This window comes from Acinetobacter terrestris (assembly GCF_004331155.1).
Taxonomy (GTDB): Bacteria; Pseudomonadota; Gammaproteobacteria; order Pseudomonadales; family Moraxellaceae; genus Acinetobacter; species Acinetobacter terrestris.
In genome coordinates this window covers 1-20,570 of the sequence record NZ_SJNZ01000037.1, presented here as the reverse complement: position 1 = coordinate 20,570, position 20,570 = coordinate 1, and the positions used below count along the sequence as shown (strand labels likewise).

Below are 20,570 nucleotides of genomic sequence, written 5' to 3'. Positions count from 1 at the left end.
AACAACTTGATATTTAAATTCAACCGTGAAAGTTGTTTTAGATCTTCTGAGTTCTAAGCCTGCCATGCCATAAAGTTTAAATGCTTTACTCCACTTTTGAACATCTGATCTATGAACATTAAAAATTTGACCTGTTACAGAGTCGCCATGACCAGACAAGTAATGCTCCACAACTTTTAATTTAAATTCTTGAGAATATTTAGCCATTAAAAAGCACCCTTCAAATTAGACTAAGAGTGTCCAACTTTCGGGGTGCAGATTATACCTGTTGAGCTTTTTTATCTCTTTGCTCTGCCTTGGTTTCCTTTGATTAAAACTTATCATTTTTGTTTTTTGTTCCGGAACATCCTGTTCCTATGTCTTGATCATAAGCAACAGCCGATATGAAAAATATAAGAAATAGACTCGAGTTTCTGTACGTTAAAACTGATAATATGAATTAAAATTTTTTCATAAAAATTGAAAATTCTTTTTGAGTTGGAAGATCAATAACTCAGATTAAACTTTCAAATCCACATTGTTGATATAGACTGATAAATCAGTTTAAGGCAAGTGCATCAAAGATGATTATGTAAGAATGCTAAGAACTTATGGAAAAATATCCATAAAAAGATTAGTTCCTCTCTTTATTAAATAAATCAAATACATATTATATAAAATTTATTATTAATAATATTTTCATTAATATATATTGATTCATAAGAATCAATATTAAAAGACCATTAGATTCCTACCGAGTAATGGCTTTGTCTATTTTACAACCTGAAATTAAATAATGATATAAACTATTGATATTGAATTAATAATTTATCTAGGTTTTATTTACTACATTTTTTTAATAAATACATGTATTTAATTTATTAATATTATAAAAATTTAATATTATCTTTATATTCTTAAATCAAAAAAAATTAATTAATTTTGTGACTTACTTATCATTAATAGGTTTTTATGTATCTTTTGAATATTACCCATCTAATTAATCATGGTATAAAAATAAGATCACATGAGAGTATTAATATATGTATAAAAAATTGATTTTAAGTTTTATATTTACTCTTAGTTCTTTATCTATTTTTGCTCAAAATGAGAGTAATCTTCACTTTACAGGCGAGATCTATGAAAACACTTGTGACATAACAAGTTTTTCTAATGATGCAAAATGTGAAATTTTAAATAAAGCCCAATCAATCAATGAAATGATTATAAATGAAAAAACGATTTCTCCTGAAAATATTAAAACGCATATAAAGAATTTCGAAGAAATACATAGCACTTTTTATGCTGCAAATCTTAAATCAATAAAAAACATTCAAGCTACAAACTTAGAAATTAGTTATAAATAAAATAATAACTATACTTTTCAATAAAATAATGATTTTTTATAGTCTTAATGTGTAAATTCTTACTGATTTTGCACTCATCAGTCAATTTGTTTTTTTATATTTAATATCCAATTTTTTTCTTTTATTTTTAATAATTTATTTTTATCTTTAGAGCAATTTATTGAATTTTTTCTAAAGAATTACTCTGCAGTGTTAATGAAATGTATAAAAAGTGTTGGCAAAAAGTTTTTTTCTGATATTCTTTTAAATGAGACATATGTCACACTTTATGCAGTATTTGTGTTTGTGAGCGTATTTTTCAAATCAATATTAAGTTTAATAAAAACTTATTCTTTATCTAAGAGTTACGTAAAATGAAAACACAAATCGCTTTATTACTTGGTACAATAACTGCCCTAACAATGACTACTCATGCGCTTGCTGCAGGACAGATTAATTTTACAGGTGAAATTGTAAGTGCTGCCTGTGACGTTAAAATTAATAATGGTAGTAATAACGAAATTGCGTTGGGTAAATGGCCTACCTCTATGTTTAAAGCGGCTGGTGATAAATCTACACCTCAAACATTTACTATTAATGTAGAGAATTGTGCAGCAGGAAATTATCAAGTAAATTTTTCTGGTGCAACTGATACGGCTAATGCGAAGCTTTTAAAAACATCAGCTGCGACTGGCGTAGGTATCGCCATTGCCAATGCAAGTAATACCTCAAATTTAGTAAGCTTGAATACAACAGCTGGTACTTCCGATTCAAATGCGGTATTTACTGCAACAGGTACTAGCGGATCTCTACCCTTACAAGCTTTTTATCAAGCTACGGGTGCTACAGTTGCAGCAGGTAAAGCAGATGCAACAGTAAGCATTACTTTGCAGGTAAAATAAGCAAGAAAATTAAGGAATTGTTATGCGCTTGAACCCTTCTATTTTAGCTCTCGTTTTAACTAGTATCTCTTTTGCTACTTCGAGTCATGCTGCGGTTCAAGCCATGGCAAGTCGAGTTATTTATAACAGTGAAAATAAAGCCGCAACCCTCTCACTTAAAAATAATTCGACTAAGCCTTATATTGTTCAAACTTGGCTAGAACCAGGTGAAGACAAGACGGCGCCCGCCAAAGTACCTTTTATTGTTACTCCGCCTTTAATCAAAATTGAATCGCAAAAAGAATCTGTTTTGCGCTTTATCTATTCAGGTTCAGGTTTACCGACCGATCGCGAGAGCCAAGTGTGGATTAATATTCAGGAAATTCCACCCAAGCCTGAAAACGAAAATACCTTGCAACTTGCTGTACGTTCTAAGATTAAATTGTTTTATCGCCCTCAACAAATAGAGGCCGATTTACCTGCCGCGGTAAAAAAATTACAGTGGTATGTGGAAAATGGGACTTTAAAATTAAAAAATAATAGTCCTCTATTTATCACGATTGGCGATTTAAAACTTGGAAATAATTCTGCCCCTATTCGAAATATGAATCAGGATATGGTTCCTCCATATCAAACGATTGATGTATTAGCGAATGTGTCCAAAGATGTAAAAAGTATTCAATATACTTATATCAACGATTACGGCGGCAATACCGAGATGCCTGTAGTTTATTTAAAATAAATGCTAAATCAGTTACTTAAAAACAACTCCCCATATATGAAAGTTGCTGTACTGAGTTGGGGTCTCGTGGCATTCAATGTTTATGCTGATGACTCAGAATTTAATACAGCATTTTTAAAAGATGTCACAGATCAAGTGGTTTTTGAGGCTGTGACTAAAGGTTATTCCCTATTGCCGGGTGAATATGAATTTACCATTTATATTAATAATCAACGTATTGATAAAAGAGTCATTAAATTTTATCAGCAAGATCAGTCAGTTGTGCCCTGTATAGATGCCCGCTTTATTGAAGACTATCAAATCATTTTGAATTTAGAGAAAAGTGCGACTGATCAATGCTATGACTTAACATCCTTACCTGAGGCTAAGCTAAGTTTTGATGCAGGCTTACAAACCTTAAATATCTCGATTCCTCAAATCTTTTTACAGCAAAATATCCGCGGCTATATTCCGGCCAAGTTTTATGATCAAGGCATCAATGCATTGATCATAAATTACAACGCGAACAGCAGTATTTATAAGAATAAATCCGGTGCAGATCATATTAATAGCAGCCTGTTTTTAAATAGTGGCTTTAATTATGGGGCCTGGCGTTATCGTAACCAAAGCAGTTTCTCTAAATATAGTGACCAAGAACAACAGTGGGATAATGTCATCAATAAACTTGAACGCGATATCTTACCTTTAAGAGCACGTTTAGAAATAGGTGATACGACGACCAGAAATGATGTATTTGAGAGTATCAATTTTCGCGGTTTACAGTTTAGTAGTGATGATGCGCAATTACCTATCGGCTTACAAAATTATGCACCCATCATTCGTGGTACAGCTTTGAGTAATGCACTGGTTGAAGTGCGGCAAAATAATTATCTTGTGTACAGCATGAATGTGGCAGCCGGCAATTTTGAAATAAAGGATTTATATGCTGCCAATCAAAGTGGCGATTTAGAAATTCGTATTATTGAAAGTGATGGCAGTATACGTAAATTTACTCAACCCTATTCCTCTGTACCCAATATGCTGCGTGCCGGACAAAATAAGTATCAAATCACCGGTGGGCAATATAAAAGTGGCTTTAGTGATTATCAACCTTATTTTGGCCAGCTCAGTTATACCTTGGGCTTAAACAATTATCTTACGCCTTACACGGGTGTGCTGGTGGCTGAAGACTACTATGCAGTTGCAGGTGGTTTCGCTTGGTCACTCGGTCATTTCGGTGCGTTTTCTACAGACCTCAGCTATGCAAATAACACCCTCTCTAATGGTCGCCAAGAAGACGGTCTGGGACTTCGACTTTTATATGCCAAGTCGTTGAATACACTGGGCACAGATATCCGTTTTTCAGGTTATCACTATACATCAAAGGGTTATTATGGCTTTGCTGATGCTGTACAAGAAAAAGCCCAGTGGAAAAATGGTCATTATGAATATACTTATTCGGATAATAATCTAGTCGATGATTCATCCAGTTTAGAAGATCAGCAAACAAATACTTATTATTCGAACACTTATTACAGCAAGAAAAATCAGTACCAGATTTCTTTAAGCCAACAGCTTGGCAAATGGGGACAAATGTACGCAAATTTGTCCGATACCCAATATTGGCAAAAAGATTACAATCAGCGCAATTGGCAAATTGGTTATAACAATAATTTTCAGCGCCTGTCATATGGCATGTATTACCAGAACAGCAAAAATTTATTCAATGGCTCTGATTATTCATTAGGAATAAATTTTAGCTTACCCATTGACCAGTACAGAAAGATTAAAAAATATGATCTAAGCTCGAATAATAATTATCAATATTCGCCGTCATCGGGATCGATTATCCAGACTTCACTTTCTGGCAATTTTTTGGAAGATAAAAATTTGCAGATACAGGCACAAATCGGCCATTCTGAGACCTCTGCAAACAATTTCAATTTAAATGCAGCTTATCGAGGTACAAAAGCCAACAGCGACTTTGGCTATGGCTATACCAATGATAATCAGCAATTCTATGCGGGTATGAATGGTGGAATCCTGGTGCATTCCAACGGTATTATTTTTGGGCAGCAACTCAATAGTTCCCCAATTTTAGTTGAAGCCAAAGGGGCTCAAAACATTCGTGTTGAAAACCAAACCGGCTTGAAAATTGATAAAAATGGTTATGCCATTATTAGTAGCAGTAATGCCTATGCCCGAAACCGGGTCGCCTTGCAAGCAGAAGACTTGGGGTAAAATATCTCCATTGATGATTTAGTTAAGACAGATATTGTTCCCACCAAATATGCGATTGTAAAAGTTAAATTTGACGTCAAAACCGGGCATAGTGTTCTAGTCAATTTAACTTTCAAGGGTAAAGAACTTGCCACGGGAACAGATATTACTGAAATAAACGGATTAAGCCGGGTGGGTCTGGTTGGATTAAATGGTCAGGCCTATCTAACAAATGTAGAATCAGGACAAACCCTTATGGCCAAATGGGGTGATGCTGTAAATCAGCAATGTCAGTTTAGCCTGCCCCAGCTGAGCAATCGTGCAATGGGCTATGACGAATTGACAATTTCATGTGAAGCTGGAGAGCATAAATGAATATAAAACTTCTTCGACTCATTCGAAATTTAGTCATATTTTCTTTAAGTCTGGTTGCTGTGCAAAATACTTGGGCACTACGTTGTTTATCTGGTTCGAAACCATCCTCTTCCTTTGATATTGATAAAGCGACCAATACGGCCCATATCACCAATGTAGGCGATATAACGGTTACCAGCTTTAATCAGGCAGCAAATAATTTACTTTGGGAATCCCAAACTTATAGTTCAACTTTTACCTGTTATGATGATGCTCAATCCAATAATAATGAAGATGCATATTTATACATTGATAATGCGGCACAACAATTGGCAAATGATTTTAGTGATTCCAACCTGATTATTGGAATTCGGTTTAATGGAAGAGAATATCCAATTACTAAAAACATGGAAAAAATCTATACAGGTAAACAAGCAATTAGCTATCAACCTAATGAAATTACAGTTTTTTCACCTGCTGCGGAAAACTGTCGATTTATTGAAAAATCACCATTATTTAGACGTTGCGCTGACCCTCAAACCATTACCCTGAATTATTCTTTGTTTATTAAATCTCGGGGAACAGGAAAAAACTTTCCGGCATCATTGGCCAAGACCTATCAAGTGTTTCAACTTGATGGTGTAGGCGGGCGTAACAGTAAGGGAAATTTCCAGGAAAATGTCAGTGGCATTCGCATCAATTATGTTGAATGTGTACCCGTACTGACCACGCAAACGGTAGATCTAGGCAAGTATTACTCTTATCAAGATGTGAATACCATCCTTAAAAAAGTGCCTTTTAGTATTAATGTCACGACGAATGGTAAGGACTGTGCACAGTACCCATTTGTGGGAGCTTTTAGTTCATCACTACAAATTGATAATAAGACAATTACTGCGAGTGAAGCCAATATGAAAGATACCGTGGGCATTCGTATTTTTGAGCAAGGCATGACCACACCCGTTAATTTTAATGAAAACATCAACTTTGGTAAAAGTTCCGGTTCACAAATTAGCAAGAATTTTGAAGCGGGCGTTTTATTTTTAAAGTCCCCTACCACTACAGGGAAATTTAGCTCGGTGGTTAACTATGAAGTTTATTTTAAATAATAGAAGTAACATTCGCTTTGAACGAAGTGCCCCACCCACTTAAAGCGTTGCTATTCATTTCTATTTAAACTTATTTACGTGAAATAGACAGGGTTTTAGAGTATGTAATTTAGATGATACAAGTTATAGAAAGTGTGGCGATGTACGCTTTTTAAATGCGCAACAAATACATAAAAATGAAGCCTTATAGTCTCTCCCAAAACTATAAGGCTTAGATCTGTAGCGTCTTCTGTATAACTTAGCTTCTTATAAGAAGGTAGTCATACATTTATTGTTATTATTATACAATTTCCATCTATAGGTGATGAAATTCATTAAATGAATAATTACAGATATTTAAGCTAAATTATAGCAGCCAATTTCTTGTTTTTTTGTAAGCATTTGCCTACAAAAATAAATTACGATCAATTTTATAGCGCTATTTTTAATTCTCTATTTACACGATATAAAAAGAATTATAGGAAACGAAAAAATCGGAAGAAAGCTCTAGCGTCTACTCAGTTTTATGATTGAGTCGGACTTTTTCATGCTTACTTATTGAAGCCTTCTTATCAATTTTGGAAAATAAATAGTCATTTTGAAGTTCTAAGATAAGCTCTAAATATTTTAAATGGTTTATAGCATATAGATATTTTAATCGATAAATAACAAAAAAAGCCCAACGTCCTGTTGAGCTTTTTTGTATTGACGAGCTAGGTATACCTCCTGTTGTACCTCACAATCCCGGTGCGAGAACGCATTATTATTGTTTTTCTGTTCTGGAATATCCTGTTCTCTATGTCTCTCATCATAGGAAATTGTAGTTAAGATCGTATAGGTACAAAGACCTTAAATCTAGGTAAGCCAAAACCTATACATTTGTATAAAAATTCCTCCAAGTCTTGTCCGCACAAATTGGAAATATTTTTTTGCTCTGAAACTAATTTATAACTCAGTCTATAGTTTTACTTTATTTATTCATCATCTTTAGGCAAAAAAATTCCCGATTTCCCCAACAAAATTATTTGTAATGAGATGACTTTTTCTATTTTATGATTAACTAAAGCATTTGAATTATAAATATTTATTTAAAAGTTTTTGTGTAATTACAATGTGCAGTTAAGTAAGTTTAATTGCCTTTGGATGATCAGTTCGATACTATTTTTATAATGATACTTTGCCAGCATCTCTATGTTTGAATCTCAGCTTTCCTTAAGTGAATACCTGTCTGCAGTAAAGGAAGTTGTCCGTATAACTTTTAATGAACCGGTATGGGTGAAAGCAGAGATTCGTAATCTCAATATCAAAGGTGGGCATTATTATTTAGAGCTTGCCGAAAAAGAACACGATACAGATAAAGTGATTGCGAGCTGTAAGGCAACCATCTGGAAGTTTTCAGCGGCCAAAATGGTTCTAAAGTTTGAACGTGAAAGTGGAATTGAGCTGTCGAGAGATTTAAATGTCCTGATAAAAGTGAAAGCCACTTTCAGTCCCCAGTATGGTTTTTCAGTCACTGTAGAAGATATTGATTCAAGCTATACCTTGGGCGAGATTGCTAAACGTTATCAGCAAATATTAGAGCGGCTTCGCTTGGAAGGCTTGGCCAATAAAAATAAATTACTCCCTGCTCCTTTCGATATTCAAAATGTTTTAGTTCTTGCGCCTGAAAATGCTGCAGGTCTGGGCGATTTCAAGAAAGATGCCGATGCTTTAGCTCAGGCTGGGGTTTGTGACTTCATCTATCACACGGCGACTTTTCAAGGAAATACTGTAGCTGTCAGTATGATTGAATCTCTGGCGGCTGGCTTGGCTCAGTGGGCGACAAACTTTAACTCTGCTCCCGATTTGATCGTCATTATTCGTGGCGGTGGCGCAGTGAATGATTTGGCATATTTGGATGACTACCCTTTAGCAGCCTTCCTGTGTAAATGTTCAGTTCCGATCTGGGTGGGTATTGGCCATGAAAAAGACCGGACTATTCTGGATGAAATCGCCCACCGTTCTTTTGATACCCCAAGTAAAGTCATTGGAGGTATACGAAACCTGATTGTTGAACGCATTCAGAAAGTACTGCAATCTCATCAGACCATCAAGCTTTTATCTCAACACCAGATCGCGGCTTATCAAAGCCAAAATGATCAGTACATCAAAGTGATTAAGACACTGGCTCAAAATCAGATTAATACAACTCTGCAAACGCTTGAGTTAATAAAAGGCAATAGCCAATATTTTGCGCAGCAGCAAATTAAATTGGCATCCACCCAAGTTGAATCATTGATGCGTGAAACGCTGTTACAGAATCCAAAAAATGTGATGGCCAAAGGCTACGCAATTGTACGCAGCCAAGGCAAAGCCATTCGTTCGATTCAACAAATTTCTGGTAATGACATTCAGGTAGAATTACAGGACGGCATGATCAACGCCGATGTTAAAGAGGTAATCCGCAATGGCTAAAAAAGAATTAAGCTTTAAAGAAGGTTATGAGCTGCTTAAAAAGAATGCTGAACTGCTTGAGTCTCAGGAAGAACCGGATATTGATAACTTAATGAAGATTGTTGAAGAGTCCATGACTGCATACAAAGCCTGCAAGACACGGATAGATGCAGTGCAGCAAGCACTGAACGAGACCTTTAAAGATTGAGGATTCAAGTTTTTTACAGATTGAGAAGCCAGGTTTTAAATACTGATTACTCATTTTCAAACGTTTAATCAGCATTTAAATATTGGGAAAATCCAGCACAAAAGCTTTTAAAACCTTCAAAACCTGCGTAGTTGTCTTTCTCTGCGTAACAGCCCAAGTCGCTCTTTTCGCTGGACAATCTGATCGTCAGTGAATGGCAGTTTGATTCTCAGCTCTGCAAAGGTGAGTGAATGGTTCTCAATCAGATAACTGTCCTGTTCTGTGGTCCAGTTTGTTGTCGCTGATTCAAGTGGCTTTCGGGATCGTCTATTCATGCCGGAATTATAAGAGATCTATCTTTAATTGATAATTATCTTTATTAATTGATAACTATCTTTCTTAGAGAATTTAAACCACTATTTCCCAAATAGTAGAGCTTTCTTCAGCTTCACAAAAGCCAATTATTTCATGCGCATCATTTATTTGAGGAATAAAATGATTGTTATGCATATCATAATAACCGGCATGATCTTCTGCCTTGGCCAAAGTGACTTCATCACCGAGAACTTTATTAATGGTTCTCTCTTCTCCAGAATTTGGATTTTTAATTTTGATCATATCTATTTAACTCCCTATTCATCTTTCTATCATAAGGAATCTAGGGTTAATGTATAATTAAGTTTGTTAGCTTCAATGTAACTATGTAATTGATTTAGGATATTTATACTTGCGCTGTTACTGAAAATCAGGCTGTTGCTAATACATCAGTTCTGGAATCAATTCAATTTAAAATCATTCTCGGGAATAAAAATCCACGCTCAGATTAAGCTTTTGTATCAAACTTGGTTTATCAGGATGCTGCTGTACTGAATCAAAATATTATTATCTTAAATTATTATTTTAAAATCATTCGACTGCCCTGCTGGTCATTTCAAGCTGCTGTAAAAAACTGGCAAATCCCTCTGGCGCACGGGCATTTAAACGGCTACTGGTTTTTACCCGCACTAAATTACTCCAGATAATTTTTAAATCCAGACTCAGCATTTGTTTGACTAAATGAATATCTTCATGACAATACAAGGCTTTAAATCCGCCCGCCTGAATATAGGCCGTGGAACTAAAACTCAAATTGGCACCATGAATATGCGAATGGTTCATCGTATCTTGATAATGTGCCAGGTAATTTTTCCGGCTCAGCATCGAAAAATTGCGCCAGCTATCGACTTCCACCACACCACAAATTGCATCTGCAGGTTGATGATTGAGCTGCTGTAAAAGCCATTGTGTATCCACACAACTATCGGCATCCGTACACGCGATCCAGGTAGCGCCTGAATTGATCATGTGACGCACACCTAAGTCTCGGGCTTTACCCACACAGCGAAAATTGCACTCTAAATAGTCCACGCCTGCACGTTGAACAATTTGCAAAGATTGATCGGTACAACTGTCTAATACAACAAGTACGCGTACTTCTTTATTCAAACTTGGCAGAGCATGTATCGCCAGGTGTATAGAATGCAAACACTCTTCCAGGTATTGTTCTTCATTACAGGCTGGAATCACAATCCCAATCATATTAAGCCCTCTTTAGAAGCCAATGTGTTCGTTTCTCTACTCCATAAATCAACCATAAAATCGGGATCATTTACAGTTAAATAATGATGCAGAGTAAATTGCTGCTTCAATACATGATGAACTTGATCCCCTGTTAATGTAAATCCATCAATCGGGTAACGCCAATGACAACATAGCACTACACCCTGCGGAGTTAAGCTGTTTTCAACTTTTTCGATTAACTTTGATAATTCTTCCGGTTCAAGATAATACAGAATTTCACTGATGATAATCAGGTCAAATGATCCCGCTGGAAATTGTTCAGGAATATATTGCTGAATAACTTCTACGTGAGATAAATCTTCAAGACGTATTTTCGCCAACTGTACCGCTTTAGCATTCGCATCCAGACAGATTAATTGCTTCGAGCGTGGAGCCAAGTGTTGACTAAAAACGCCATTCGAACAGCCAATTTCCAATACCTTTGCATATACAGGTTTTAAAAGTAAGGCCAGGCAAATCTGCCGTTTACGTTCTTCATACCAACGCTGTTCATACTCCCAGGGGTCATCACTATTTTTATAAAGTTCATCAAAATATTCTGTTTGATTAATCACAAATATAGACCTCGCAAGGCAATAAAATTCGTTGGATGGTCTGCTCGGATAAAATAGGTGCTTGTCCTGTACTGGTATCGATTTCCAGCTGGCTTTTAAAACACGAAATTGCCTTATTTTTACGTTGTAATTGTTGCGGTGTTAGTTCCAGCTTTAACGCCTTTTCCCAGGGAATGCGGCGATCATCTGGAACTGACCAATGCCATGCCCAGATCAGCACTTGATAACAGATTAAATGAGCTTCATTTGCCAGTTGTTGTACCACCCGTCCTGTGGCTTCATGATCAGGGTGCCCATCTTTATCAAAGGTACATACCAGAATATCATCAGGGCCAATCAACTCTCTTAACGCTTGATAAAGCCTGTCTTGCTGTGCAGTAATTTCACCATCCATCAAGTTTAAGGCAATACGCTTCACCGCATGATTTACTGCTAATACTTCAAGCGCAGCATGGGTTTCAGCGGGCCGTATGGTATTTAACTGATTCGGGGAATAAAGCTGTGACTCTGGATGGCTTTGAGTTCCGTTGGTGACTGCCACAAGTACAATGTCACGCTTAAGCTCAGCAAGTTGTTGTAATAATCCTGCGCAACCTAGAATCTCGTCATCTGGATGTGGCGCCACTATCAGGACACGTCCTCCTTCAGCAAAGCCGGAGATTACATCGAGCTGTTTTAGTGATTCCAGTCCAGACCAGTCTCGCCATTCTTGATAGCTTGTGCCGTCTCCGTAAATAAGCCGATCTTCAACTAATTCATGTTTTATAACATCCATGCGGCATCTTCACTTTGCTGAAGTACAAGCTCTCCAATTCGTTCTACATCGAATGCTGCATGACTTTGTCTTAAAAATACCGGCAAGTCGGCTGCCAAAGCAGCAAAAATTCTATTTTCACAAAAAGGCCGAGCACCCAGTGCTTTCCCGACCTGTTCTAGAACAGCCTGTGCTGTTTGCTCCACTTTGGCACGTAAGATCCGGATAATAAGCTCATGACTTTGCGCAGGATGCTGATCAATTTGATCTGCCACATAATGAAAATATTGTTTGGTTGTGAACAGTAAAGTACTGATTTCTCCCAGATACATCAGCGCATAAGCATGCGGCTTTGTCTTGCATTGCTGATATAAAAAATCGGCCAAACGTGCTGCGGCCCCAAACCAGCAGGCAGCTACTCCAGCTGCACCGTGCCAAAACCCGGGTCTTTCTAAATAGGCATTTGAATCACCGACCGTTTCAGCACTCACCTGATTAAAAGCTATCGATGCCGTACGGGTATGCTGCATTCCAACGGCGTGCCACCCCCCGTGATCGATTTGAATATTAGGATGATGCATATCGACAATGAGTAATTGTGACTGATTGTGCTCATCGCGGTAGGTAAGCAAACCATAATCGACCAGTCCTGCACCCGAACACCAGTTTTTCTGACCTGAGCAAAGACCTTGCTTAAAATGAATGGGCTGCTGACTTCCTTCTGCTGCCCATACTGCCCAAAGTCCATTGTTGACCGGGCTATAATTTAATTCATTTAAAATACTTAACGCATCTAAATGTGATTCAAACCATTTGGCTAAATTTAAATTGGTGAACCCAACTTTTGCCAGTATCTTCCATCGCGCTAATGTTTCCCCCTCTCCAGGATGAGGAATATCGCCTGCAAAAGTAAGTAATTTTTTAATGCTATCTTTTAAATTTTGCTTAATATCAGTGTCATTTTGTTCAAATTCAAACAAAATTTTATTTAAACTCAAGGATATCGCTCCTTTTATTTTATTACGCTCCGTATTCATGAATACACAATGAATAGGAATCTATAAGTAAATTTTATTTATCTGGCATTTGAATCAATCTTAAATCTGTTAATTATTTGAATTATAGTAATTTTGTATAGTAATCATAAAATAATATGAACTTCTTAAAACAAAACAGTAGTGACATTTAAAAGGCCACTACTGTTTAAATAATTGATTTCCATATGACTCATTCAAGAGCCTGAATGGACTTTTAAGGGGTTAAAATTAAGGTGTTAAAATCACTTTACGACATTCCTGTTCGCGTTTATCGAAAATACGATAACCTTCCGCCGCATCTGACAGATTCATGCGATGAGTGATAATGACTTCAGGAGACAAATCCCCATTTTCAATAAACTCTAAAAGTTTAGGCAGGAATTTATGCACATGCGTTTGCCCCATTTTAAAGGTCAGCCCTTTATCAAAGGCATCTCCAAACAGGAACCCATGAATAGGTCCTGCATAGACACCTGGGACACTGACCACACCGCCGCGACGAACCGCCGCTATACATTGGCGTAGCGCTGCCCCGCTGGAGCCTTCAATTTTAAGATTGGTCAGAACTGTTTCAATCATGCTTCCCTTGGCTTCAAAACCAATCGCATCAATGACCGCGTCTACACCGCGTTGCCCAGCAGTATTACTGATAATAAATTCAGCCGCATCGACCTTGTCAAAGTTCACGGGAATCGCCCCATAGGTGTTGCGGGCATACTCCAGGCGGTAATTGTTATGATCGACCATAAAGATCTGTTCAGCACCCAACATTTGCGCACATGCAGCGGAGAGTAAGCCCACAGGCCCCGCTCCATAAATGGCGACGCTTGAACCTTTGCCAATATTTGCATTGGTCACTGCTTGCCAAGCCGTGGGTAAAATATCGGTCAGAAATAATACTTTTTCATCGGACAAAGAACCGGGCACCTTAAAAGGTCCCACATTGCCTTTGGGTATCCGGACATATTCCGCTTGGCCACCGGGTACGCCACCATACAAATGGCTATATCCAAACAGTGCTGCACCCGGCGGAATCTGTTTCTTATTTAAAATTGCGCCTCGTCCGGTATTGGTCTTTTCGCAAGCTGCGGTTAAATCATGTTCACAGAAAAAACAGTGACCACAAGCAATCACAAAAGGAATAATGACGCGATCACCCTTTTTAACCTGAGTGACCTCCGGCCCTACTTCTTCAACAATTCCCATAAATTCATGCCCAAAGATATCGCCTTCTTCGGTTGCAGGAATTTTACCGCGATAAAGATGAAGGTCTGAACCGCAGATCGCAGTTGCAGTGACCCGCAAAATGACATCATCGGGTTCCTGAATGACTGGATCTGGGACGGACTCGACGCGGACATCTCGAGCGCCATGATAAGTAAGAGCACGCATAATGATTTCCTCTACTAGTTTTACTATTTGAGTTTTAAATGCCGCCTGAATAATGAGTAAATTGTTTTAGATATTTAAGGCGGATAGTCTGATCTATTTTGAAAGATGCTTGTTTAAACTTATGGCGAAAAAGACAATTGTTCATGTCCAAAATTGTATAGAAATACAAGGTTCTAGTTATTAAATGTGTGTTTGAGTTATCTATAACGGATAGATTTAATCATCACGCAGTCATTGCACTTAAATAAAAATTTTTATTGAGAAATAATGAGACGGTTTTAAACTTTTCTGTAACTCGTTTATAATTTTTTTATCATTATCAAAAATAAAAGCCTTATAGTCTCTCCCAAAACTATAAGGCTTAATGGTGTAACTTCCCCTTTTATGACTTACTTTTATGTAAGTTCTTCATTATACTTTTATAATTGTTATGGGATTTTTCCATTGATTTACAATGAAATCCTCTTAACAAATAATTACAAATATTAACAATAATTCATATCTACAATCTCGCATTTCCTTGTAAGCAATTGCCTACACAGATGACGAACTGCTCCTTTAAAAACTTAAATATAGAGGGATATTATCTAGATTTTAAATAAGATAAGTGATGTAAAAAATCTATGTTTTATTAACTGATAAATTTGCTCAGGATACTAGGGGGAAATTTCAAGTTTGAGGAATGTACTCAGTACTCAACCTGTGAATCTATATACCCCTACAATTTTTATGAGCTATGCTTTTGGGTTGATCAGGTCAATGGTTGCTATGTGCTATTGATAAAATTTACCGATAAAAAACCTCCCGCAGGAGGCATGTTTTTATTCAATTATTTCTATAATTAAGATGAATCTCTGACCTAAAGCAAAATGCATATTAGGCATTACTGAATGTCGAGGCATTTTGTCATATGGACGTTTAGATGAACGCAAATAATTTCCCTCTTGATCACGATAAAAATAATGTAAAGTTCCCATGCTGGTGTCCTCTTCAGCATCGAGTTCTATCCTTTCACCTGTGTCTCGGTCTTTAGCAATAATTTTCATTCTAATGCCTTATATGGATTAGATACTATAATTTATCATGCCAAAGCAATATAAATTCATCTATGAACTTAGCCCTACTGATCCCTTACATAAGACCATAAAAAGACTGTCCATATCTCGTATACAGTAAGGTTTTACCTGCCCTATTACATTCGTAAGCGTCCGCTGAATCCCATGCCTATTTTTTAATTTTGGTCGGATTTCCAGCGGTGTGGCAGTAATTCTTCTATTTGGGTGACTTTATGCGTCGGCAGCCTTTTCAGCACATCACTTAAATAGGCATACGGATCCAGTCCATTCAGCTTTGCTGACTGGATTAAAGTCATAATATTGGCAGCTCGTTGGCCGCTGCGCAGCGAGCCAGCAAATAGCCAGTTCTTACGTCCCAACGCCCAGGGGCGCATCTGATTTTCAATCCAGTTATTATCTATAGGCAAATTGCCATCATCCAGATAGCGGCAGAGTGCCTGCCAACGTTTTAGGCTGTAATTGATCGCCTTGGCAGTTGGAGAACTCGATGGCACCGCCAGATAATGTTGGTTGAGCCATTCATACAGTTGTTGCATCACCGGTTGGCTATGCTGTTGCCGGTATTCGCGGCGATGTTCTGCTGTACCATCGGTCTTTTTCCTGAGTTCTGCTTCTATGGCATACAGTTTCTGAATCAGCACTAATGCCTGTTCAGCGATCTGACTTTTCCCGGTCACATGCAGTTCATGGAATTTACGACGTGCATGTGCCATGCAGCCCACCTCAATGACCTGGCCTGATTTAAAGCGTGCTTTATAACCACTGTAATCATCACAGACCAGATGACCCTGCCAGCCATTCAGGAACGCTTCAGCATGCTGACCTGAACGACTATCCTGAAAGTCATAGATCACTGCCTGAACTGGATTGTACTGTGTAGTGGCATAGGCCCAGACATAACCTTTCTTCGGTTTTTTCTCATCATCACCCATCCGCATGATGGTGACCGGCGTTTCATCGGCATGGATCACCCGCTGTTGCAGCACCACCTGTTTTAAGGCATTGGCCAGAGGTTCCAGTTCCACACCGCAGCGACCAATCCAGTCAGATAAAGTAGATCTGGACAGATCAATGCCCGCCCGCTGATAGATCAGGCGCTGACGGTACAGCGGCAAATGATCGGCATACTTCGATACCAGCACATGGCTGAGCAATTCAGGTGAAGCAATGCCTTTATCAATCACATAGGCAGGCATCGCTTGCTGAGTCAGAGTGTCGCACTGATCACAGACCCATTTGCCACGGACATGCTGTTCCTTGTAGAACTGTGCCGGTCTGAAATGCAGTTTTTCACTGATATCTTCGCCGATACGACGTAACTGGCAGCCACAACTGCATTGGGTTGATGCAGGTTCATGCTCAATACGGATGGTGTGTAGATGATCTGGCAGCAGTCGACGTTTAGGTTTGTTGACTGTGGCTTTCTGTGTCGCTGCATCGGTTTTATCTGCATTTAATCGTTCTAATTCTAGATCAACGGCTGCGATATCTTCTTCGACCGCTTCGTCCCATAGATGGATTTGTTTTGCGGTAAGATGTTCGTTTTTACTGCCGAATTTATGCTTTTTAAACAGCGCCAGTTCATGCTCGTATTTTTGATTGAGAATAGAAAGATGCTGAACTTTGGCATCCAATTGCTGGTTTGATTTTTCTAATTCTTGATTTGATTGTGCCAGAGACTGATGCTGCATCGCCAACTGCCGGGTAAATTCCAGCAGTTGTTCATGGGTCAGTTGGCTTAAATCAGGCAGCATTTTCATGACCGCAGTATGCCTGAGGTCATGACGCAGAGGAAATAGAACGTTTGGAGAATAGCAGAATGTAGCAGCCTAGTTTAGAGCATTGTTACCACTTGCTGTCGTCCAATGCGCTGCCAGGGCAAACCCTGAATTAGTGCCTGTAACTGTTCTGGACTGAGAGCTACGTTTTCACCCTAGTGAACTTTAGCCCAGTGGAATTTTCCCTGTTCCAGCCGCCTGGCACACAGCCAGATGCCCAGTCCATCATGTACCAGCACTTTCATACGATGACCACGTTTATTACAGAACAGGTAGGCGCAATGCGGTTTGATTGAGCCAAAGGCTTTCATAATCTGCGCCATGGCCGTATCCATACCCGCACGCATGTCCATGGGCTGGGTAGACAACCAGATTTCATCGATACGGATCATTTGATCAAGCCCTGAAGTAAAAGCAGTAATTCAGTTGCAGACTCCACCGGCCATTCGATTTCGATCATCTGATCCCTTACGGAACCTTGTTCATCATGTAATGGAATCCTGATATGAGCGGTAGCTTTCTTCTCTGGCACAGGTGGCGGAGGTGCTTCTTGTTTGACTGGCGTCGGGTGAAGAATGACGGGAAGGAAGTCGGTCTGTGGAATGGATGAGATTGTTAATGATGGAACCATTGATCTGGACTGACGAATCCATTTATGCAACAGATTGGCATTGATCTGATGTTGCATTGCGACCTTAGCCACCGATGTATCTGGCTGCTGGCATTGCTGAATAAGTTGATGTTTAAATTCAGCCGTGAAGGTTCGACGGGGCTTTTTTAGCGTTGGTGCAGTGTCTATAACTGTCTTTAAATCCATAAATAGGTGTCCACTTAAATTTTAGTGGACACTATCGCGGTATTAATGAGTTAGAAAAAGTGGGGCTCAGCGGACGCTTACTTACATTCGACTACTTAAAGCGAATATTCGCTACTGTTAATAAATAAACGTAGATTTTCTGCAAACGGAATGTGTTTTGAGATCTATCTTATTTGTAAAAATATTGTTCAATTTAGTTAATCGATTGTCTTTTATTGAGTTGAATTACACCTCAAGCTCCACATATCACCCTTCATATAAGCACCAAGCTTAGGCGGATAGATTTAACGCCCCATTGAAAATATCGTCGAATGCAGTTTGGGGAATCTAACGTGTATAACGCGTTTCCATAATTGATTAATTAAAAACTATCTTTAGCTTAGTCAAATCATCTTTCGAGTTCTTAAACTCTGTAAATACAGAATTAAATCTAAATTAAATTTAAGTATTCTTACGCTTTCAAACAATCCCTGCATAACTTAATTTATTTATTATCAATTATTTAATTAACTCCAGTTGCAGCATGCAGCCAAATAAATACATTAAGAGTTGGAACAAGGTTTTCTCATGACAAAAAAATGCCCACAGAGAAGTTAAATCGTAGGCAAAAATTTAAAAAGTGCAGCAAGGTTAAAGAAACTACAGCGTTTCCTTAATTGATTTTATATAGCATTAAAGTGATTGATTTAATCAAAAAATAGAAAAATTTGAAATAATGTAAGGGGGAATCATATTTTTATACAAATTAAATTGTAAATTTAGGGCAAATAAAAAGTCCGCTTAATTGGGTGATATTAAGCGGACTAATATTGGGTTTACCTGTTTTGTTCTTTTTACTATTGCGTCTTTTTAGAATAGTTAAAATATAGCATCTAAATTTAGATAACAAAGTATAGAGAATATAGAAGAACAGTTTTTACGCGTTCACAATGCGTTATTTTTCTTTTCACCGTATATCAATTTCTATAGACATTAAAAAAGCCCATCCTTTGCTAAGTGGGCTTTTATCATTTGTACAGATTAGGGTGATATTACTAAATAAATTAAATCATTATCGATGCAATTGTTTATACACCCAGGTTAAAAACTCATTTTTATGCCGTATGGGCGGTGCTAAATTAATATTGATTATTTGCCGACTTCCAAATTTACCGATAATTTTAGAAGGCGAATCAAGCCTGACCCCTGTTTTTTGATCCTGCTGTATTTCGGAAAAAAATTCTAATAATAAATCTAGCTCAGCCTTGGTCTTAAAGTTGGGTTTCTCGGCCATAAAATTATAAACCTGCTGTAACATATTAAAATTAATGGAATTTTTCATTTTACATTACTCCAGCAAGTATATTAATTAAATAATATACACCCGAAGATTTTCATAAATATTCACTGCATTCGTTAGCTGATTGTTCACATTTAGTTATAAAAAAAGCCCATCTTTCGATGAGCTTTTAAGTTCTTATTTAGGCTTCAATCATTTTATTTTAATACAAAATTAGCCACAGCTTGCCTGGGTGATTTTCTTGGAAACAGGATCAATCGTTACTGTAATTCGATTGGTACGGTAATCCATAGTGACTGGCTGTCCAGGAGCGACTCTACGAATAATTTCAGATTGGGTTTTTTGTTTAATTTGATCATCAGTTAAACCAGTTTGGCCAATCAGAACTTTCGCTTCCTCTGCTAAGCATTCTTTAGAACTTTCACGGAAAAATTTCCACTCTTCAATCACTTGACCATTTGCCAGATGACAATAACCCACCTGACCATTCGCCTCATTTTTGATTTCTAGTTTTCCACCTTGCTGAATACAATATTCACTGGCAGGATTGGCTGCACCCGATTTTGGTGCAACAGTATCTTTATTCTGTACAGCCGAACATGCGACTAGAGAGGACGCCATAAGCCCAAGTAATAGTATCTTTTTCATCATTTTAAATTCTTAGCAAAATTCAAAGATATCAAAAACAGGAAGATTATCAATGTTGTAATTTGAAATAAAAAAGCCCATCTTTGAATGCGTTGTTTTTTATCTACATTGTTCTATTGAATTATTAAGAAACTTAAAATAACCCGAATCGCGGATAAGAAATTGACTTGAAAAATAAGAAGACTAGAGCCATCAGTTGAGTTACCACACCAAACTCACAACTCTAGTCCTCATGTTCAATAGTACCGAATTATTCTGCATCATTGATGATTTCTTTCTTAAATTTGAAGCAACTTATTGGAAATTTCTCAAACAATGCCATCATTCTGTAAGAATCAGACCTGCTCATCTGTCGATCTCAGAAATCTGCTTTATTGCTATTTGGTACAAATGTTCTCATTTCAAT

At 37.6% G+C, this 20,570-nt stretch carries 21 protein-coding genes and 1 pseudogene; 9 read left to right on the top strand and 13 right to left on the bottom strand.

Translation table 11 applies throughout. The annotated features are described in order from the left end of the window. Window positions 1-207 (bottom strand): helix-turn-helix domain-containing protein (locus tag E0H81_RS14985; RefSeq protein ID WP_131320025.1); only part of this gene is annotated, 207 nt, incomplete at its 3' end. An 815-nt stretch (window positions 208-1,022) separates the two neighbouring features. Between E0H81_RS14985 and E0H81_RS14980 the strand changes: the two genes are divergently transcribed. The 8 genes from E0H81_RS14980 to xseB all read left to right on the top strand — a co-directional run bounded on the left by E0H81_RS14980 (window position 1,023) and on the right by xseB (window position 9,230). Continuing rightward, window positions 1,023-1,346 (top strand): hypothetical protein, encoded by a 324-nt coding sequence (locus tag E0H81_RS14980; RefSeq protein ID WP_131320023.1) that lies wholly within the window; start codon window positions 1,023-1,025, stop codon window positions 1,344-1,346. A 353-nt stretch (window positions 1,347-1,699) separates the two neighbouring features. Continuing rightward, on the top strand, window positions 1,700-2,227 hold the full coding sequence (locus E0H81_RS14975) for a fimbrial protein (RefSeq protein ID WP_131320021.1): 528 nt from the start codon (window positions 1,700-1,702) through the stop codon (window positions 2,225-2,227). A 22-nt stretch (window positions 2,228-2,249) separates the two neighbouring features. Continuing rightward, a complete protein-coding gene (locus tag E0H81_RS14970; protein WP_131320019.1) occupies window positions 2,250-2,948 on the top strand; it encodes a fimbrial biogenesis chaperone in 699 nt (232 codons plus the stop codon). A gap of 66 nt (window positions 2,949-3,014) precedes the next feature. Further along, entirely contained in the window at window positions 3,015-5,168 is a 2,154-nt protein-coding gene (locus E0H81_RS14965; RefSeq protein ID WP_244926552.1) for a fimbria/pilus outer membrane usher protein, read from the top strand. 3 nt (window positions 5,169-5,171) lie between these two features. Next, window positions 5,172-5,522: a FimD/PapC C-terminal domain-containing protein gene (locus E0H81_RS16280; protein ID WP_342353507.1), complete on the top strand. Its 351-nt coding sequence runs from the start codon at window positions 5,172-5,174 to the stop codon at window positions 5,520-5,522. Then, on the top strand, window positions 5,519-6,610 hold the full coding sequence (locus tag E0H81_RS14960; protein WP_131320017.1) for a fimbrial protein: 1,092 nt from the start codon (window positions 5,519-5,521) through the stop codon (window positions 6,608-6,610). The genes E0H81_RS16280 and E0H81_RS14960 overlap by 4 nt, the downstream gene beginning before the upstream one ends. Window positions 6,611-7,780: 1,170 nt before the next feature. Continuing rightward, entirely contained in the window at window positions 7,781-9,043 is a 1,263-nt protein-coding gene (gene xseA / locus E0H81_RS14955; RefSeq protein ID WP_131320015.1) for an exodeoxyribonuclease VII large subunit, read from the top strand. Further along, a complete protein-coding gene (gene xseB, locus E0H81_RS14950) occupies window positions 9,036-9,230 on the top strand; it encodes an exodeoxyribonuclease VII small subunit (protein WP_131266231.1) in 195 nt (64 codons plus the stop codon). The genes xseA and xseB overlap by 8 nt, the downstream gene beginning before the upstream one ends. Window positions 9,231-9,617: 387 nt before the next feature. On the opposite strand, the gene E0H81_RS14940 is transcribed toward xseB, so the two are convergent. The 12 genes from E0H81_RS14940 to E0H81_RS14885 form a co-directional block, all read right to left on the bottom strand. After that, the gene (locus E0H81_RS14940) at window positions 9,618-9,827 is read right to left on the bottom strand and encodes a hypothetical protein (protein WP_131320011.1); all 210 of its coding nucleotides are present in this window, start codon (window positions 9,825-9,827) and stop codon (window positions 9,618-9,620) included. Window positions 9,828-10,115: 288 nt separating this feature from the next. Further along, window positions 10,116-10,787 carry a glycosyltransferase family 2 protein gene (locus E0H81_RS14935; protein WP_131320008.1) on the bottom strand — a complete coding sequence of 224 codons (672 nt, stop codon included), beginning with the start codon at window positions 10,785-10,787 and terminating at the stop codon, window positions 10,116-10,118. Then, window positions 10,784-11,383: a class I SAM-dependent methyltransferase gene (locus E0H81_RS14930; protein ID WP_131320006.1), complete on the bottom strand. Its 600-nt coding sequence runs from the start codon at window positions 11,381-11,383 to the stop codon at window positions 10,784-10,786. Before E0H81_RS14930 ends, E0H81_RS14935 begins: the two co-directional genes overlap by 4 nt. After that, window positions 11,376-12,158 carry a PIG-L deacetylase family protein gene (locus E0H81_RS14925; protein ID WP_131320004.1) on the bottom strand — a complete coding sequence of 261 codons (783 nt, stop codon included), beginning with the start codon at window positions 12,156-12,158 and terminating at the stop codon, window positions 11,376-11,378. Before E0H81_RS14925 ends, E0H81_RS14930 begins: the two co-directional genes overlap by 8 nt. Then, window positions 12,146-13,135 carry an acyl-CoA dehydrogenase family protein gene (locus tag E0H81_RS14920; protein ID WP_171458605.1) on the bottom strand — a complete coding sequence of 330 codons (990 nt, stop codon included), beginning with the start codon at window positions 13,133-13,135 and terminating at the stop codon, window positions 12,146-12,148. Before E0H81_RS14920 ends, E0H81_RS14925 begins: the two co-directional genes overlap by 13 nt. Window positions 13,136-13,402: 267 nt before the next feature. Further along, window positions 13,403-14,566, bottom strand: a complete 1,164-nt coding sequence (locus E0H81_RS14915) for a zinc-dependent alcohol dehydrogenase (protein WP_131320001.1) — start codon at window positions 14,564-14,566, stop codon at window positions 13,403-13,405. 821 nt (window positions 14,567-15,387) lie between these two features. Beyond that, window positions 15,388-15,612 (bottom strand): hypothetical protein, encoded by a 225-nt coding sequence (locus E0H81_RS14910; RefSeq protein WP_131319999.1) that lies wholly within the window; start codon window positions 15,610-15,612, stop codon window positions 15,388-15,390. Between the two features lie 185 nt (window positions 15,613-15,797). Beyond that, window positions 15,798-17,402, bottom strand: coding sequence for an IS66 family transposase (gene tnpC, locus E0H81_RS14905; protein WP_131319997.1), 1,605 nt, complete (start codon window positions 17,400-17,402; stop codon window positions 15,798-15,800). A gap of 173 nt (window positions 17,403-17,575) precedes the next feature. Next, window positions 17,576-17,812 carry an IS66 family insertion sequence element accessory protein TnpB gene (gene tnpB, locus E0H81_RS14900; RefSeq protein ID WP_131319995.1) on the bottom strand — a complete coding sequence of 79 codons (237 nt, stop codon included), beginning with the start codon at window positions 17,810-17,812 and terminating at the stop codon, window positions 17,576-17,578. Continuing rightward, a complete protein-coding gene (gene tnpA / locus E0H81_RS14895; protein ID WP_004783683.1) occupies window positions 17,809-18,237 on the bottom strand; it encodes an IS66-like element accessory protein TnpA in 429 nt (142 codons plus the stop codon). Before tnpA ends, tnpB begins: the two co-directional genes overlap by 4 nt. A 1,051-nt stretch (window positions 18,238-19,288) precedes the next feature. After that, window positions 19,289-19,558, bottom strand: a complete 270-nt coding sequence (locus E0H81_RS14890) for a hypothetical protein (RefSeq protein WP_131319993.1) — start codon at window positions 19,556-19,558, stop codon at window positions 19,289-19,291. A gap of 171 nt (window positions 19,559-19,729) precedes the next feature. Then, a complete protein-coding gene (locus tag E0H81_RS14885; RefSeq protein WP_131320027.1) occupies window positions 19,730-20,164 on the bottom strand; it encodes an I78 family peptidase inhibitor in 435 nt (144 codons plus the stop codon). Between the two features lie 232 nt (window positions 20,165-20,396). Between E0H81_RS14885 and E0H81_RS14880 the strand changes: the two are divergent. After that, a pseudogene (locus E0H81_RS14880) lies at window positions 20,397-20,570 on the top strand (IS982 family transposase); the annotation flags it as partial.

Coding starts and splice junctions, on each gene's coding strand:
- xseB (WP_131266231.1), top strand. CDS start 9,036: ATGGCTAAAAAAGAATTAAGCTTTAAAGAAGGTTATGAGCTGCTTAAA.
- E0H81_RS14910 (WP_131319999.1), bottom strand. CDS start 15,612: ATGAAAATTATTGCTAAAGACCGAGACACAGGTGAAAGGATAGAACTC.
- xseA (WP_131320015.1), top strand. CDS start 7,781: ATGTTTGAATCTCAGCTTTCCTTAAGTGAATACCTGTCTGCAGTAAAG.
- E0H81_RS14970 (WP_131320019.1), top strand. CDS start 2,250: ATGCGCTTGAACCCTTCTATTTTAGCTCTCGTTTTAACTAGTATCTCT.
- tnpA (WP_004783683.1), bottom strand. CDS start 18,237: ATGGATTTAAAGACAGTTATAGACACTGCACCAACGCTAAAAAAGCCC.
- E0H81_RS14975 (WP_131320021.1), top strand. CDS start 1,700: ATGAAAACACAAATCGCTTTATTACTTGGTACAATAACTGCCCTAACA.
- tnpB (WP_131319995.1), bottom strand. CDS start 17,812: ATGATCCGTATCGATGAAATCTGGTTGTCTACCCAGCCCATGGACATG.
- E0H81_RS14925 (WP_131320004.1), bottom strand. CDS start 12,158: ATGGATGTTATAAAACATGAATTAGTTGAAGATCGGCTTATTTACGGA.
- E0H81_RS14940 (WP_131320011.1), bottom strand. CDS start 9,827: ATGATCAAAATTAAAAATCCAAATTCTGGAGAAGAGAGAACCATTAAT.
- E0H81_RS14980 (WP_131320023.1), top strand. CDS start 1,023: ATGTATAAAAAATTGATTTTAAGTTTTATATTTACTCTTAGTTCTTTA.
- E0H81_RS14915 (WP_131320001.1), bottom strand. CDS start 14,566: ATGCGTGCTCTTACTTATCATGGCGCTCGAGATGTCCGCGTCGAGTCC.
- tnpC (WP_131319997.1), bottom strand. CDS start 17,402: ATGAAAATGCTGCCTGATTTAAGCCAACTGACCCATGAACAACTGCTG.
- E0H81_RS14890 (WP_131319993.1), bottom strand. CDS start 19,558: ATGAAAAATTCCATTAATTTTAATATGTTACAGCAGGTTTATAATTTT.
- E0H81_RS14885 (WP_131320027.1), bottom strand. CDS start 20,164: ATGAAAAAGATACTATTACTTGGGCTTATGGCGTCCTCTCTAGTCGCA.
- E0H81_RS14935 (WP_131320008.1), bottom strand. CDS start 10,787: ATGATTGGGATTGTGATTCCAGCCTGTAATGAAGAACAATACCTGGAA.
- E0H81_RS14960 (WP_131320017.1), top strand. CDS start 5,519: ATGAATATAAAACTTCTTCGACTCATTCGAAATTTAGTCATATTTTCT.